At 66.2% G+C, this 15,116-nt stretch carries 17 protein-coding genes; 4 read left to right on the top strand and 13 right to left on the bottom strand.

Annotated elements, in window-relative coordinates:
- Window positions 1-68 precede the first annotated feature (68 nt).
- From OXR08_RS07385 to dapA, 4 genes are all read right to left on the bottom strand, one after another.
- A complete protein-coding gene (locus OXR08_RS07385) occupies window positions 69-653 on the bottom strand; it encodes a DUF2062 domain-containing protein (RefSeq protein WP_267349068.1) in 585 nt (194 codons plus the stop codon).
- Window positions 653-1,132 (bottom strand): SsrA-binding protein SmpB, encoded by a 480-nt coding sequence (gene smpB, locus OXR08_RS07380; RefSeq protein ID WP_112382396.1) that lies wholly within the window; start codon window positions 1,130-1,132, stop codon window positions 653-655. The genes OXR08_RS07385 and smpB overlap by 1 nt, the downstream gene beginning before the upstream one ends.
- A gap of 62 nt (window positions 1,133-1,194) precedes the next feature.
- The gene (locus OXR08_RS07375; protein ID WP_112382397.1) at window positions 1,195-1,497 is read right to left on the bottom strand and encodes a hypothetical protein; all 303 of its coding nucleotides are present in this window, start codon (window positions 1,495-1,497) and stop codon (window positions 1,195-1,197) included.
- A gap of 307 nt (window positions 1,498-1,804) precedes the next feature.
- Complete coding sequence (gene dapA / locus OXR08_RS07370; protein WP_267349064.1) at window positions 1,805-2,704, bottom strand: 4-hydroxy-tetrahydrodipicolinate synthase; 900 nt, start codon at window positions 2,702-2,704, stop codon at window positions 1,805-1,807.
- 79 nt (window positions 2,705-2,783) lie between these two features.
- Between dapA and OXR08_RS07365 the strand changes: the two genes are divergently transcribed.
- From OXR08_RS07365 to OXR08_RS07350, 4 genes are read left to right on the top strand one after another with little or no spacing between them, the layout of a single operon-like run.
- On the top strand, window positions 2,784-4,805 hold the full coding sequence (locus OXR08_RS07365; RefSeq protein WP_267349062.1) for a lytic transglycosylase domain-containing protein: 2,022 nt from the start codon (window positions 2,784-2,786) through the stop codon (window positions 4,803-4,805).
- Window positions 4,806-4,816: 11 nt separating this feature from the next.
- Window positions 4,817-5,302: a transcription elongation factor GreB gene (greB, locus tag OXR08_RS07360; RefSeq protein WP_267349060.1), complete on the top strand. Its 486-nt coding sequence runs from the start codon at window positions 4,817-4,819 to the stop codon at window positions 5,300-5,302.
- Window positions 5,303-5,356: 54 nt separating this feature from the next.
- Window positions 5,357-5,596: a hypothetical protein gene (locus OXR08_RS07355; RefSeq protein WP_267349058.1), complete on the top strand. Its 240-nt coding sequence runs from the start codon at window positions 5,357-5,359 to the stop codon at window positions 5,594-5,596.
- An 8-nt stretch (window positions 5,597-5,604) separates the two neighbouring features.
- Window positions 5,605-6,366, top strand: a complete 762-nt coding sequence (locus tag OXR08_RS07350) for an NYN domain-containing protein (RefSeq protein WP_112382402.1) — start codon at window positions 5,605-5,607, stop codon at window positions 6,364-6,366.
- A gap of 77 nt (window positions 6,367-6,443) precedes the next feature.
- Here OXR08_RS07350 and rpmE read toward each other — a convergent pair whose 3' ends face one another.
- From rpmE to frr, 9 genes are all read right to left on the bottom strand, one after another.
- Complete coding sequence (gene rpmE / locus OXR08_RS07345) at window positions 6,444-6,674, bottom strand: 50S ribosomal protein L31 (RefSeq protein ID WP_112382645.1); 231 nt, start codon at window positions 6,672-6,674, stop codon at window positions 6,444-6,446.
- Window positions 6,675-6,774: 100 nt separating this feature from the next.
- Window positions 6,775-7,227, bottom strand: a complete 453-nt coding sequence (gene fabZ, locus OXR08_RS07340; RefSeq protein WP_267349114.1) for a 3-hydroxyacyl-ACP dehydratase FabZ — start codon at window positions 7,225-7,227, stop codon at window positions 6,775-6,777.
- Window positions 7,228-7,259: 32 nt separating this feature from the next.
- A complete protein-coding gene (locus OXR08_RS07335) occupies window positions 7,260-7,922 on the bottom strand; it encodes an OmpH family outer membrane protein (RefSeq protein ID WP_149681601.1) in 663 nt (220 codons plus the stop codon).
- A complete protein-coding gene (gene bamA / locus OXR08_RS07330; RefSeq protein WP_267349054.1) occupies window positions 7,922-10,651 on the bottom strand; it encodes an outer membrane protein assembly factor BamA in 2,730 nt (909 codons plus the stop codon). The genes OXR08_RS07335 and bamA overlap by 1 nt, the downstream gene beginning before the upstream one ends.
- Window positions 10,652-10,719: 68 nt before the next feature.
- On the bottom strand, window positions 10,720-11,853 hold the full coding sequence (gene rseP, locus OXR08_RS07325; RefSeq protein WP_267349052.1) for an RIP metalloprotease RseP: 1,134 nt from the start codon (window positions 11,851-11,853) through the stop codon (window positions 10,720-10,722).
- Window positions 11,850-13,007: a 1-deoxy-D-xylulose-5-phosphate reductoisomerase gene (locus OXR08_RS07320; RefSeq protein ID WP_267349050.1), complete on the bottom strand. Its 1,158-nt coding sequence runs from the start codon at window positions 13,005-13,007 to the stop codon at window positions 11,850-11,852. The genes rseP and OXR08_RS07320 overlap by 4 nt, the downstream gene beginning before the upstream one ends.
- Complete coding sequence (locus tag OXR08_RS07315; RefSeq protein WP_267349112.1) at window positions 13,007-13,774, bottom strand: phosphatidate cytidylyltransferase; 768 nt, start codon at window positions 13,772-13,774, stop codon at window positions 13,007-13,009. Before OXR08_RS07315 ends, OXR08_RS07320 begins: the two co-directional genes overlap by 1 nt.
- Window positions 13,775-13,800: 26 nt before the next feature.
- The gene (locus OXR08_RS07310) at window positions 13,801-14,529 is read right to left on the bottom strand and encodes an isoprenyl transferase (RefSeq protein ID WP_267349110.1); all 729 of its coding nucleotides are present in this window, start codon (window positions 14,527-14,529) and stop codon (window positions 13,801-13,803) included.
- Window positions 14,530-14,558: 29 nt separating this feature from the next.
- Complete coding sequence (gene frr, locus OXR08_RS07305; RefSeq protein WP_112382407.1) at window positions 14,559-15,116, bottom strand: ribosome recycling factor; 558 nt, start codon at window positions 15,114-15,116, stop codon at window positions 14,559-14,561.

Here is a 15,116-nt window from a genome sequence, read left to right as displayed (position 1 = left end):
CTTCGATGCTGCGTGTTCTAACCGGGTAGCACGGCCGCTCCAATAGATTTACGGCAAGGCTTGCGACCTTATTTTTCGCAGCGATGGCCCAGACGGTGGCGCACCCGCCATTTGTGCGCGATCCACAGGCGCCAGCCGAGCGCGGTGCCGGCATAGCCCAGTATCGCGCACGCCGCGGTCAGCACGCACAGCCCCAGGCCGAAGGCAGGCCCCTGCTCCCACAGCCAGTGGAACGCGCCGGTCGCCCATTGCAGCCAGCCGGTCGCGGTTTCCGCCACCGGCTGCGCGATCAGCGGCGTATCGGTGCGAAGCAGCCAATGCCCGATCTGATAGGCGATGTACCACAGGATCGGCGTGGTCAGCGGATTGGTGATAAAGGTGGTCAGCGCCGCGACCGGCACGTTTGCGCGCGCCGGCAGCGCGAACAGGGCGGCGATGGCGATCTGTGCGACCGGGAACAGGAACCCCGCCACCATGCCCAGCGCCACGCCGCGCGGCACCGACCGGCGGGTGAAGCGCCACAGTTCGGGCGCCAGCACGCGGTGGGCGACGGGGCGGAGCAGGCGGCTCTGCTCCATGCTGTCGCGCGTCGGCATGTTGCGCCGCATCCACGCGACGGTGCGGGACCACATGGTGGGCGCCGCGCTGGCCATCAGCCCCGGTCGCGCAGGATACGGCCCTGCTCGCGCTTCCAGTCGCGCTCCTTGATCGTTTCGCGCTTGTCGTGCGCCTTCTTGCCCTTGGCCAGTGCCAGTTCCACCTTCGCGCGTCCTTGCGAATTGAAATATACGGTCAGCGGCACCAGGGTCATCCCCTCGCGCGCGACCGCCCCGTGGAGCTTGTTGATCTCCCGCTCGTGAAGGAGGAGTTTACGCGGGCGCTTCGCTTCATGATTGAAGCGGTTGCCATGGCTGAATTCGGGCACGTTGCTGTTGATCAGCCACACCTCGCTGCCCTTCACTTCGGCATAGGACTCCGCGATCGAGCCTTCGCCGAAACGGAGCGACTTCACCTCCGTACCGGTCAGGGCGATGCCTGCCTCGTACGTCGTGTCGATGGCATAATCGAAGCGGGCGCGCCGGTTCTCGGCAACGATCTTCTTCTTGTCGAAGGTACGGGGTTTGGGACGCATGGGACCGGGGATGTAGGCGGTCGCAGGCCCCGTGAAAAGCGGGCGCGCGACACGGGGTGGGATCAGAACGGGATTTTCAGCCGCATCATCGCCCGGTTGCTGGGAAAACCGCCGACGCCGGCCTGTTCGGTTTCGGCGGACAGCCTGGCGTTGCCGAACACGCGGACCTCCGCCTTGGGAATGGTCGGCTCGGTGTAGCGCTCGGGCACCGGTTTCAGGCGATCGGGCTGATCGGTGCGGGCGCACACGACGACCTCGTCCCCGTCCGCCGATCGGTCGCAGCCCGGCGCGGCGCGCAGGACCTTCGGCACGGGCAGCACCGGGCCGGACACCGCTTGCAGGCCGAACAGCAGCGTGGGCAACATCGCATGGGTCTCCCGCCCCTGTGGTGTTGTGCAGGCTGCGCTATGATTTGGGCGGGATGATGGCGCGTTCGTAGAAGTTTTGTTCACGCGAAGACGCGAAGACGATGTGTTCACGCGGAGGCGCGGAGGCGCGGAGAATATCTCGAGCCGAAGGCTCCCGATCCTCGTCGACGTCCGCGATCGTCTCCCGATCGAGAGGACACGCCTCAAGGCCGCTAGTGCCACTCTCCGCGTCTCCGCGTCTCCGCGTGAACCCATAACTTCTTCTTCGCGGCTTCGCGGCTTCGCGTGAACCAACAATCCTGCCTTACACCAACCCCGCATGCGCCAGCGCAGCATCGACCGCTGCACGGGCAGCGTCCGACGGCCAGGTCATCGGCAAACGCAGGCCCATCGGCATGTCAGGCCACACGCGCGACAATGCGTACTTCACCGGCCCCGGCGAGGCATCGGTGAACATCGCGTCGTGCAGCGGGAACAGCTTGTCATGCAGCGCCAAGGCCCGCGCCCCGTCTCCGGCTGCACAGGCCGCCTGGAAATCCGCGCACAGGCGCGGCGCGACATTGGCGGTGACCGAGATGCACCCCACCCCGCCCATCGCGTTGAACGCCAGCGCCAGATCGTCGTTGCCCGACAACTGGCAGAAGCCCTCGCCCAGGCCGGCGCGGTGTTGCGACACGCGGGCGAGCACGCCGCTGGCGTCCTTCACGCCGACGAAGATCTCCGGTGCGGCTGATACGATGCGGATAAGCGTCGCCGGCTGGATATCGGTCACGGTGCGGCCGGGCACATTGTAGAGCACGATCGGCAGCGGCGACCGCTCGGCGAGCACCGCGAAGTGGCGTGCGATCCCCTCCTGGCTCGGCCGGTTGTAATAAGGCGGCACCATCAGTGCGGCGTCCGCCCCTGCATCCTTGGCCGCCTGGAGATTCGCCGCCGCCACGCCGGTGTCGTTCGAACCGGCGCCCGCGATCACCGGCACCCGCCCCGCCGCCTGCTCGACACAGGCCCGCACCACGCGGAAATGCTCGTCCTTCGGCATGGTCGCCGCCTCGCCCGTCGTCCCGCACGCGACCAGCGCGGTCGACCCCTGCTCGATCTGCCACTCGACAAAGGCCCGAAACACCCCCTCGTCAAACGCGCCACCAACATGGTCGCCCGTGTCCGCGAACGGCGTCACCAGTGCGGGAATCGATCCTGAGAACATGGAAGAAAATGCGCTCCTGCTGCACTGATAGGCCAATTTGTTCAGGACATGTACGGGTCGGGGCCTTATTCTGTCCAGCATGGTGACTGCTTTGAAACCCGTGATGATGCTGGCGGCCTTTGCCGGCGTGGCCCTTCCTCCCCAACAGAACAGCCAGTCGCAGGATCAGCTCGACCGCTACCGCACGCAGATGGCGAACATGCCGCCCAGTGCCCAGACCGCCAGCGCGATGCCCGCCGATGGCACGATCGCCGCGGCACTCGCGCAATGGCGCGCGCTGCAACAGACCGATTCGCTACCCTTCGACAGCTATGCCGGCTTCCTGATGGCGCATCCCGGCTGGCCGGGCGAGACGAGCAACCGGCGCGCAGCGGAGCGGCAGGCGGCAAACTTTACCGCAGCGCCCGCCAATATCGTCGCCTATTTCCGGCGCTTCCCGCCACAAAGTGCCGCAGGCGGCGTCGCCTTTGCCCGCGCACTGCAGACGACGGGCGCCACTGCGGAGGCAGCTAAGGCCGCCCGCGCCGCGTGGCGCCGTGGTCCGCTGTCCCCGACCGACGAGGCCCTGGTCCTGTCCAGCTTCGGCAGCGCGCTGACGCCCGACGATCACGACCAGCGGATGGATGCGCTGCTGTGGCAGGGCGCGACCAGCGTTGCCGCCCGCCAGATCGGCTTCACCAGCACGGCAAAGCGCCCGATCTTCGAGGCGCGGCTGGCCTTTCGTACCAATGCCGCCAATGCGTCCGACCTGTCGGCCTCGACACAGGCGCTCTACGCCAATGATCCCGGCTACATCGCAGACCGCGCGACATGGTTGCGCAACAGCGGCGCCAGCCCCACTGCCCGCGGCTGGCTTGCCCGCCCGCGCACGCTCGCCAGCCGGCCGGGCAATGTCGAGAAATGGTATGAGGCACTGCTCGTCAACGCGCGCGCGGCCGCCGCGGACAATCAGTTGCAGACTGCCTATGACATCGCGCGGCAGGTGGACGACGCCTATCCCGCGGGCACCGACGTCTCGACCAAGCCCTATGGCGAGCGCGACGATTACACCAGCCTGGTATGGCTGGGTGGGCAGACGGCGATGAAGCTGAACCGTCCCGCCGACGCGATGGTGCTGTTCGAACGCTATGGCCGGGGCAGCCAGTCGCCGCAGACCCGCGCCAAGGGCTTCTACTGGGCGGGTCGCGCGGCCGAGGCCGCCGGTCGCACCAGCGAAGCCGCAGCGTTCTACGCTCAGGCAGCCGGTTATCGCGATCAGTTCTACGGCCAGCTATCGCTGGAGCGCACCGGTCAGCCCTTGACGGCGCCGCCGGCCATCGCCGCGCCGGCCATTGCCCCCGCGGTCCAACAAGCCTTCGCCAATCGCGAGGTGGTGCGCGCGGCCCGCTTCCTGGGCCAGATCGGCCAGTATCAGGATCAAAGCGCATTCGTTCGCCAGATCGCAGCCGATGCGACGACGGAAACCGATCACTGGCTCGCCGCCGACCTGTCGCGTCAGATCGGAAGGCCGGACCTGGCCGTCATGGTCGGACGCAGCGCGATGCAGAACGGCCTGACCGATTATTCCGCCGCCGGCTTCCCCACCGTACCGGTGCCGCAGGGCTATGAAGGCAACTGGACGCTGATCCACGCCATCGCGCGCCAGGAAAGCCAGTTCGATCGTGCCGCGGTCAGCCATGCCGGTGCGCGCGGGCTGATGCAGTTGATGCCCGCCACTGCCGCCGAACAGTCGGGCAAGATCGGCCTGTCCTACTCCCCCGCGGCGCTGACCACCGACCCCAGTCTGTCGATCCAGCTCGGCTCCAGCTATTTCGAGCGGATCTTCGGCAATTACGGCAGCTATCCGCTGGCGATCGCGGCCTATAATGCCGGCGGCGGCAACGTGAACAAGTGGCTGCGCCAGAACGGTGACCCGCGCACCGGAGCAATCGACATCGTCGACTGGATCGAGCAGATTCCGTACATGGAAACGCGCAATTACGTGCAGCGTGTGCTGGAAAACGCGGTGGTGTACGATCTGATGAACCCGGCGCGCGCCAAGAGCCGGGGCACGAAGACGCCGCTGAGCTGGTATCTGGGCAAGTCCGGGCGGCCGGGCTGATCGCACGAGCCGTGACGGACAGACCCAACTACATCACGCCGGCCGGATACGCCGCGCTGCGTGCCGAATATGAGCAACTGTTCGGCACCGAGCGGCCCCGGCTGGTCGATACCATCGCCTGGGCGGCGGGCAATGGCGATCGATCGGAGAATGGCGACTATATCTATGGTCGCAAAAGGCTGCGCGAGATCGATCGGCGGCTCGGCTGGCTGTCGAAGCGGATGAAGGCTGCCAAGGTGGTGGACCCGGTTCGTCAGGAGGACCGGACGCGCATCTGGTTCGGTGCAACCGCTACCATCGTCGACGAGGACGATCAGGAACGCATCCTCACGCTGGTCGGCGACGACGAGGCGGAAGCGGGCCAGGGCCGCATCGGATGGAACGCGCCGATCGCCCGGGCACTACGGGGGGCCGCGATCGGGGATCTGCGCCGGGTCCATCTGCCCGCAGGCGAGCGGGAATATGAGGTCATCGCCATCACCTACCCGGCGGCCTGAGGAACGGGGCCGTCCCACCGCCGGTTATCTCCCTGCAACGACAGGAGAGAGACGATGGAAAATCCCCGCACGACCAGCGCGCGTGATCATGACGACAGCGCGATCATCGACGCCGCCGAACGCTCGCCGAATGCAGTCGGCCATGCGGGCGGGCGACTAGCGACGGACGTCGGGACGCAGAACGACCTGACCCGCGAGGTCGAAGACCCCGAAGCACATGACCGCGTTACAAAGGAAAGCGCGATTGCTAACAACACGGCCTATCCCTCCGATCGGCGGGGCGGCAACGAATAAGGACGGCCATGGCGGACGACGTACCGGCGCGTAACATCGCGCTTCTGATCGATGCGGACAACGCCACGCCGTCCGCGCTTGATCCGGTACTGACGGTGCTGGCCGAGCTGGGCACCGTCAACGTCCGCCGAGCCTATGGCAACTGGTCCAAGCCCGGCCTGAAGGGCTGGCGCGACATGTCGGTCAAGCATGGCATCGAGCCGCAACAGCAGTTCGACCTGACCAAGGGCAAGAACGCCACCGACATGAAGATGACGATCGACGCGATGGACCTGCTGTTCCGCGGCCGGGTTCAGGGGTTCGGCATCATGTCTTCGGACAGCGACTTCATGCCGCTGGCGATGCGCATCCGCCAGGATGGCATTCCCGTCTACGGCTTCGGCAGTTCGCGCACGCCGGAGGCATTCCGACAGGCCTGCACCCGCTTCATCGACGTGACCGCACTGACCGAGCGGCCCAAGCCCTCCCCCGCCGACGTGCCGCTGTCCGAGTCGCTGCCGCCCCCGATCGAGGCACGAACAACCGAGAGCGCGGTCCGCCCAGTGGACGAGGATCTGCTGAAGCTGCTGATCGATGCCTATACCTCGGTCAAGCGCGACGACCGGGGCTTTGTCAGCCTCTCTGCAATGGGCCAGCTGGCCGGCAACCGCTCCAGCTTCGACGCGCGCAACTACGGATTTCGCCAGCTTTCCGATCTTATCAAGGCCGTACCCAATTTCCAGACCGAGCGTCGCCCGGACGGCCGCCTGTTCGTGAAACGGGTACGCTGACCGATCCGTCCGCAAACAAAAATGGCCCGGCTTCCTCGTGGAAGCCGGGCCATTCCCGAAGCGTAGGACCTTGGCGCTTACTTGCGCAGCGTCAGGCCACCACCGAAACGCTTGTTGAAGCGTGCGACCTGGCCGCCCGCGTCCAGCATCTGGCCACGGCCACCGGTCCAGGCGGGGTGCGCCAGCGGGTCGATGTCGAGCTGCATCGTGTCGCCTTCCTTGCCCCAGGTGGAGCGGGTTTCGAACACGGTGCCGTCGGTCATCTGGACCTTGATCATGTGGTAGTCGGGATGGGTATCGGTCTTCATGGTGGTAGCTCCTGCGTGGCTGGTTCCGACCAGCCGGGAATGCGAAGCGGCGCCCATAGCGAACGGGCGCCGCACGGTCAAACGCCGTATCGAACGAGGATCAGTCGGCCTTCGGCGAATCGGCGATCATCGCGGTGAAGTTCGCCTCGGCAACGACCTTTCCGTCGACCTTGGCGACACCGGCGAACTTGCAGACGGTGGCCCGCTTCTGGACGAAGGTCGCCTCCAGTTGCAGCAGCACGCCGGGTTCGACCGGCTTGCGGAACTTGGCACCGTCGATCGCCATGAAATAGACGAGCTTGCCCGATCCGGCGAGGCCCAGGCTTTCCACCGCCAGAACACCAGCGGCCTGTGCCAGCGCCTCGACGATCAGCACGCCCGGCATGATCGGGCGGCCGGGGAAGTGCCCCTGGAAGAAGCCTTCGTTGATCGTCACCGCCTTGATCGCCGTGATCGACGTGTCGGGCACGAGGCTTTCGACACGATCGATCAACAGCATGGGATAGCGGTGCGGAAGCGCCGCCATGACCCGCCCGATATCGAACGGGCCCATGGCGGATTTCACCTCGTCAGTCACCGCGTCGCTCACCGGCCGCTGTTGCGGCGGTTACCGGTGGCGGCCGGAGCCGGCGTCGCGGCGGGTGCAGCACCGGCCGGCGCAGCACCGGCGGCCTGACCGCCCTGACCCGGCTGCCAGTTGGCCGGCGGCGTGGTGTTGACGGTCGGGACCAGACGGTCGAGCTCGGCCGTCACGGCCGCGGTGATGTCGGCGGTCGGCTGCATGAACAGCACCGCCTGCGGCGAGACGAGCAGGCTGACATTCTTGGCGCGGACGGCGCTCTGCACCGCTTCGCCCAGACGGTTCTGGATCTGCTCGATGGCATAGGCCTGCGCGCGCTGTGCCGGCTGGGTCAGGCGCTGAAGCTCCTGGTTCGCAGCGGTTTCACGCGTCTGGATCTGCTGCGCCTGGGTCTGCAGCGCCTGCTGGTTGGCGTTGGGCGCCGAACGGGCGGTGTTGAACTGCTGGATCAGCGGCTGCAACTCGGTCGACAGGGCCTGGCGACGTGCTTCGGCCTGATCGAGCTGCGCCTTATAGGTCGTCTCGATCTGGGTGCGGGCAGCGGTCCAGGCGCGCGAGTTGGCGATCGCACCCTGCGGATCGGCGACGGCGACACCACCGACCTGCGCGGCGGCCGGAGCCGCAGCAAGGACGCCAGCGGCGAGGAGGAGAGTCGTGAACGTCTTCATCAGAACTGTGTCCCTACGTTGAAGGTGATGAGCTTGGGGTCGTCGCCCGCCTGGGTGACCAGCGCCTTGGCGAGATCGATACGCAGCGGGCCGAACGGAGAATTCCAGTTTACGCCGACGCCGACCGACACGCGGGGCGTCCAACGTCCACCGAAGTAATTCTCCACGAACGGCGTATTGCGTACCAGCGTATTGACCGTGGTGCCGGTGCAGACACCATTCGTCAGCGTACCGGTCGCGCACGTGGTGGTCAGTCCGGTCCCCGGGGTGGTATACAGCGGATTACCGGCGGCATCACGCTGGATGTTGCCGATCAGGGTCGGCGATCCATCGCTGTTGAAGCGCAGATTGCCACTGGCATCGCGCAACTGTTCGAAGGGCGGGTCAGCGGTCGGACGCGGACGGGTCAGGTCAAACAACGAACCGGCCTGCACGTAGATGGACGGCCGCAGCCCCATCTCGCGGGCACCGGAGCCGAGCGGCAGTTCGAGTTCGAGACGCGTCAGGTAATAGGCCTTGCCGCCCAGTGCGTCATCCACAAGCTGATTACGGTCGGTAATCAGCGCCTGTGTGCCATCGGCTGCATTCCCAGTGAAGAAACGACGCTGAACGCGCGGACCCACGCCGCGGATGTCGAACCCGCGGAACTGCGGCTCGCCCAAATAGAAACGGTCGGTGATGCGCACGGGATCGATACCGGGGCCACGGCTGCTTTCCAGCGAGTGGATGTAACCGCCCTCGCCCAGCCATGACAGCACAAAGCCGCTGCCCAACCCCTTGAACTTCGAGCCCTCGGCGCGGGTACGGATATATTTCACGTCACCGCCGAGACCGGCAAAGTCCTGGCTGAACGAGAAGCGGTGGCCCGCGGTCGGGCGCAGGCGGCTGTTCAGGCTGTCATAGATCAGCGAGTAGCCGACCGACGAGGTCCAGCGATTGCCAAGCTGCTCGCACAGATATCGGCCGGCGATGGTGACGTCGCACTCGCCTGCCGCGTTGAAGAAGGAGTTGGCGAGACCGACCTCGTCATAGGTCAGGCCATAGCGACCGGACAGCGACCAATATTCGGTCAATGGCACGCCCGCGCGCACCTGGAAGCCGGTTGACACCTGGCTGTAGGTGGTCTGACGGTTGGTGCCGACGAAGTTGAACGCGTTGAAGTCGCGGCGGAAGATGTCGACGCCCATCGCGATGTTCTTGTCGAACACGTATGGCTCGGTGAAGCCGAGTTCGACCGACTTGGAATAGGCCGAATAATTCACGCCGGCGCGGAGTTCCTGGCCCTTGCCGCGGAAATTGCGCTGCGTGATGTTGGCCTGGATGATGAAGCGTTCGAGCGACGAATAGCCGGCGGACAGCTGCAACTCGCCGGTCGAGCGCTCCTCGACATTCGTCTCCAGCACCAGTCGATCGGGGGCGGAACCGGGGTTCTGCTTGATCTCCAGCTTGTCCTGGAAATAGCCGAGCGAATTGATGCGGTCCTGCGAACGGCGCACCTGGAAGCTGTTGAACGCGTCGCCCTCGGCCAAACGGATTTCACGCCGCACGACCTTGTCTTGCGTCTGCGTGTTGCCGTTGATCTCGATGCGCTCGACATAGGTGCGCTTGGCTTCGGCGATGTTGAACGTGACCGACATGGTCAGCGCCTCGCGATCGCGCTGGAACTCCGGGTTCACATCGGTGAAGGCATAGCCGAACAGGCCGGCGGTCTGGCTCAGGCTTTCGACCGAGTCCTCAACCAGCTTGGCATTGTACCAGTCGTCCTTCTTCATCGGCAGCGACGCGGCAAGCTTCGTATTGTCGAAATCGCGGATCTGGCTGTCGACCGCCACGTCGCCGAACTTATAGCGCGGCCCTTCCTCCACCACATAGGTGATGATGAAGTCCTGCTTGTCCGGGGTCAGCTCGGCCACCGCGCTGGTCACGCGAAAATCGGCATAGCCCTCGGTCAGGTAGAACTGGCGCAGCTTCTGCTGGTCATAGGCCAGCCGGTCCTGGTCGTAGGAGGTGTTGGACGACAGCAGGCGGAACCAGCGCGACTGCTTGGTCGCCATCTCGCCGCGCAACTGGTCATCGGAGAATTTTTCATTGCCCAGGATGTTGATCTGGCGGACCTTGGACTTCGGGCCCTCGCTGATCTCGAACACCACGTCGACGCGGTTCTGGTCGAGGCTGACCATCTTCGGTTCGACCACCGCGCCGAACCGGCCCTGACGGCGATACAGCTCGACGATGCGCGCCACGTCCTGGCGGACCGCGGTACGCGTGAAGATCTGGCGCGGGGCCAGCCGGATTTCCTTGGTGATCTTGTCGTTCTTGAGGCGCTTGTTGCCCTCAAGGATCACGCGGTTGATGATCGGGTTCTCGCGCACGCGCAGCACGATGTCGCCCGTCTCGACGCCGGCGATCGAGAAATCGGCGAACAACTCGCTGGCCTGCAGGTCCTTGAGCGCCTGATCCAGCGTTTCCGGCGTGTAGGGAATGCCGACGCGCAGCTTGGTATAGGACAGCACCGTCTCGGGCTCGATGCGCTGCGCCCCCTCGACTCGCAACGTCTTGATGGTGCGAACCGGTGCCGGTGCCACGCTCGGCACCGCGGCGGGCGCCTGCGCGGGGGCAGTGGCGGCACCCGACCTTGCCGGCGCGGTCTGCGCAAGGGCAGGAACGCCCGACAGCGCCGTACCCGCCAGCAGCACAGCGCCCGCGCGCACGAACTTCATACCAGTCATCGCTGTCACCAAACCCACCCCAGAAAAGTCGAACCGACCCCTGCGTTCGCCGCCCTGCCCCAGCTTGCTCACCCGATCAAGCCGGCGAGATTCTTCCACAGGCCCAGATTACCCAGATCGTTGAACGTCACGAACAGCATCAGCGCCAGGATCGCCAGCATTCCGCCACGAAAGGCCCATTCCTGCGCATCGGGGCCGAGCGGTCGCCGCCGCACCGCCTCGATCGCGTAGAACAGCAGATGACCGCCATCGAGCATCGGCACTGGCAGCAGATTGATGAACCCCAGATTGATGGACACCAGCGCGATCAGGAACACGAAGGCGTCGAGCCCAAGCGCCATTTGCTCGCCGGAAACCTTGGCGATCGACAAAGGCCCGCCCAACTCCTTGACCGAGCGGCGGCCGGTAATGACCTGGCCCAGCGTTTCCACCATCATCGACACGATCTGGCCGGTGCGCTGCACCGCCACGACGGGCGCGCGCAACAGGCCGACCGGCTGTATCTCCGGCTTCGGACCGAGCAGGCCCAGACGACCGATGCGATACTCGTTGCCGAAGCGATCGCGTTGCAGATCGGTGGCGATCACCGCCTCTACCGAGGTCGGCTGGCCATCGCGGACCAGATCGACGCGCACCCGCTCGCCGGCACGAATCTGGATGAAGCGCACCATGTCGGCAAAATCGTCGATCGGCCGACCATCAAGTGCGGTGACCCGGTCGCCTGCGCGAAGCCCCGCCGCGGCCGCTGCGCTGTTCGGTGCGACGGCCCCTGCCACCGGCGGCATCACCGCTTCGCCATATGCCAGCGCAAAACCCGCCAGGATCAGGATCGCCGCGGCAAAGTTGATCGCCGGGCCTGCCGCGACGATGATCGCGCGCTGCCATACGGGCTTGGCCTGAAAGGTGCGCTGCCGCTCCTCGGCCGGCATCGACAGCCATTCGGCGCTGGGCTGGCTGGCTGGGTTCATGTCGCCCGAAAACTTGACGTAACCGCCCAGCGGCAGCCAGCCGATCTTCCAGCGGGTGCCGCGCTTGTCGGTGAAACCCGCCACCTCGCGACCGAAGCCGATGGAGAAGGCGTCCGCCTTCACCCCGAACCAGCGGCCGGCAAGATAATGGCCCAGTTCGTGAACGAACACGAGCGGGCCGATGACGAGCACGAAGGCGAGAATGGTCAACAGGAAACCGGGAGTCTCGATCAAACGACGCAATCCTCTACGCGTTCGCCCGCCAATACCCTCGCATGCGCATCGATTGCGAGTACCGCATCAAGCGTATCCGGCGGGGCCGGGTCGTAACGCTCCAGTATATCCTCGACGATTGCGGCAATTTCGAGGAAGCCGATGCGACGGGCCAGGAAGGCCGCAACCGCAATCTCGTTCGCCGCGTTCAGGATCGCCGGCCGGGCACCACCCGCGATCAGCGCCTCGCGCGCCAGCCGCAACGCGGGGAATCGCACCGGATCGGGCGCCGCGAAATCGAGCCGGCCGAGCGCGACCAGATCGAGCGGGGCCATCGGCGTCGCCATCCGGTCCGGCCAGGCCAGGCAATGCGCGATCGGCACCCGCATGTCCGACGGGCCCAGCTGTGCCAGCATCGATCCATCGATATAGTCGACGGCGGAGTGGATGACCGATTGCGGATGGACGACGATCTCGATCCGGTCCTCGGGCACGGGGAACAGGCGCGCCGCCTCGATCAGCTCCAGCCCCTTGTTCATCATCGTCGCCGAATCGATCGAGATCTTGGCGCCCATCGACCAGTTGGGGTGCGCGACCGCCTGTTCGGGCGTCATGCGCGCCATCTCTTCACGCGTCCTGTCGCGGAACGGGCCGCCGCTCGCCGTCAATATGATACGCCGGACGCGTTCGGGCCGTGCGAAATCGAAGCATTGATAGATGGCATTATGCTCGCTGTCGGCCGGCAACAGCGTCGCACCGCTGCGCGCCGCCGCGGCCAGGATCAGCTCGCCCGCGGATACCAGCGGCTCCTTGTTGGCCAGCACCACCGTGCCGCCCCGCTCGATCGCGGCCATGGCGGGCTTCATGCCCGCACAGCCGACGATAGCGCCCATCGTCCAGTCCGCGCCCAGAGCCGCTGCCTCGCACACCGCCTGCGCCCCCCCAGCCACCTGCGTTGCGGTACCTGCCAATGCGTCGCGCAGTGCCAGCACGCAGCTTTCGTCCGCGACCACCGCCAGTTCCGCGTTGGTACGCCGCGCGGCGGCCGCTAGCTTCGCGACATCGCAATTGGCGGTCAGCGCCCGCACGCGGAACTTGTCCGGCTCGCGTTCGATCAGGTCGAGCGTCGAGGTACCGACCGACCCGGTCGCGCCAAGGATGGTGACGGTGCGCATCAGATCAGCCGCGGTGCGATCACGAGAAGCGCCGCGATCGGCGCCACCGGTACGACGCCGTCCAGCCGGTCCAGCACCCCGCCATGACCGGGCAGGACATTGCCCGAATCCTTCACGCCAGCTCGCCGCTTGAGCGCGCTTTCGAACAGGTCGCCACCTTGTGCCAGCACGGCTAGGAACGGCGTGGCGATGGTCAGGCGCAACGGCAGGTCGTAGAAGGCCTCCATCACGGCCGCCAGCAGGGTCGCAAGGACAACGCCGCCGAGAAGACCGGACCAGGTCTTTGCAGGGCTGATCGACGGGGCGAGCTTGGGACCGCCAAAGGTGCGGCCGGTAAAGAAGGCACCGCTATCGCATGCCCAGACCAGCGCCATCGCCCATAGCGCCAGCACAAGCCCATTGGGCTGTTCGCGGATCAGCAGCAGCGAGAAGACCGGCAGGCCGACATAAAGAACGCCCGCGCCCAGCGCTGGGCGCCGCGAGACAATGGTGACGAAGAAGAACGCGCCAGCGATCAGGCCGAGCGCAAAGAAGCCCGGACCAGCCGCCAGTTCCGGCGCCATGATCGCCAGCGGCACGGACAGCGCAAACTGCGCCATGCGCTTTGCCTTGGCATCGGCCTGATGCAGGTCCGACCATTCCGCCATCATGAACAAGGCGACGACAACGGCGAGCAGCCAGAAGAGCAGCCCGCCCGCAACCAGGCACAGGCTGGCGACCGCGATCATGACGAGGCTCGCCAGGATGCGCTTGGTCATGTTCGACATGCCGGACGGCATCGGCGCGGGGTCGGTCACAAGCCTCCGAAACGTCGCTGGCGGCGGCCAAACGCTGCCACCGCCTCACCAAGCGCCGCCTCGTCGAAATCGGGCCACAGCGTGTCGACGAACAGCAATTCGGCATAGGCCGCCTGCCACAGCAGGAAGTTGGACAGCCGCTGCTCGCCCGAGGTGCGGATCACCAGATCGAGGGGCGGGAGACCGTGGGTGTCCAGTTCGGCCTCGATCGCCTCCGCCGTGATCGCCTCCGGCGCGATCTCGCCGGCCGCGGCGCGCGTCGCCAGCCGCTGCGCGGCCGCCACCAGTTCAGCCTGCGCGCCGTAGTTGAGCGCGATCACCAGGATCGGACCGGTATTGGATGCGGTGCGCGCGACCGCATCGTCGATCAGCGCGACGAGATCAGCGGAGAAACGGCGATAGTCGCCGATGATGCGCAGCCGCACATTGTCCGCCACCAACTCGGCCAGATCGTTGCGAATGAACAGGCGGAGCAGACCCATCAGGTCGCTCACCTCCGCCTCCGGCCGCCGCCAATTCTCCGACGAGAAGGCATAAAGCGTCAGCGCCTCGATCCCCAGCGCGCGGGCCGCGCGGGTGATGCGGCGTACCGTGTCCACCCCGGCCTTGTGCCCGGCGAAGCGCGGCAACAGCCGACGCTTCGCCCAGCGGCCGTTGCCGTCCATGATGATGGCGACGTGCCGCGGCACCGCGCCCGTATCAGGCACGGCGGCAAGCGATCCCAGGGCGACCTGCGCCGAGGCGGCCGGCGGGCTCACTTGCCCAGGATTTCCTTTTCCTTGGCCGCCGCCGCCGCATCGACATCGGCGATCGTCGCGTCGGTCAGCTTCTGCACCTCGGTTTCGTGGCGCTTGCGATCATCCTCGCCGAACACGCCCTTCTTTTCGTCGGTCTTCAGGCTGTCCATACCGTCGCGACGCACGTTGCGGACCGCGATGCGCGCCTTTTCGGCATATTGCCCGGCAAGCTTGGCGAGTTCCTTGCGGCGCTCCTCGGTCAGGTCGGGGATCGGCAGACGCAAGGTCTGGCCGTCGTTGATCGGGTTGAGGCCGAGGCCGGCCGAGCGGATCGCCTTTTCGACGGGACCGACATTGGACTTGTCCCATACCTGTACCGACAGCATGCGCGGCTCCGGCGCGGAGACGGTCGCCACCTGGTTCAACGGCATGTGGCTGCCATAGACCTCGACGGTAACCGGATCGAGCAGCGCGGTGGAGGCGCGGCCCGTACGCAGGCCACCCAGATCATGCTTCAACGACTCGACCGCACCGGCCATGCGGCGTTCGAGATCGGATTTAACGTAGGCGGGCAT

Source organism: Sphingomonas sp. GM_Shp_2, assembly GCF_026540875.1.
GTDB lineage: Bacteria > Pseudomonadota > Alphaproteobacteria > Sphingomonadales > Sphingomonadaceae > Sphingomonas > Sphingomonas carotinifaciens.
Note: the sequence above shows the minus strand (reverse complement) of the source record. Positions and strands in the feature narration are given on the sequence as shown.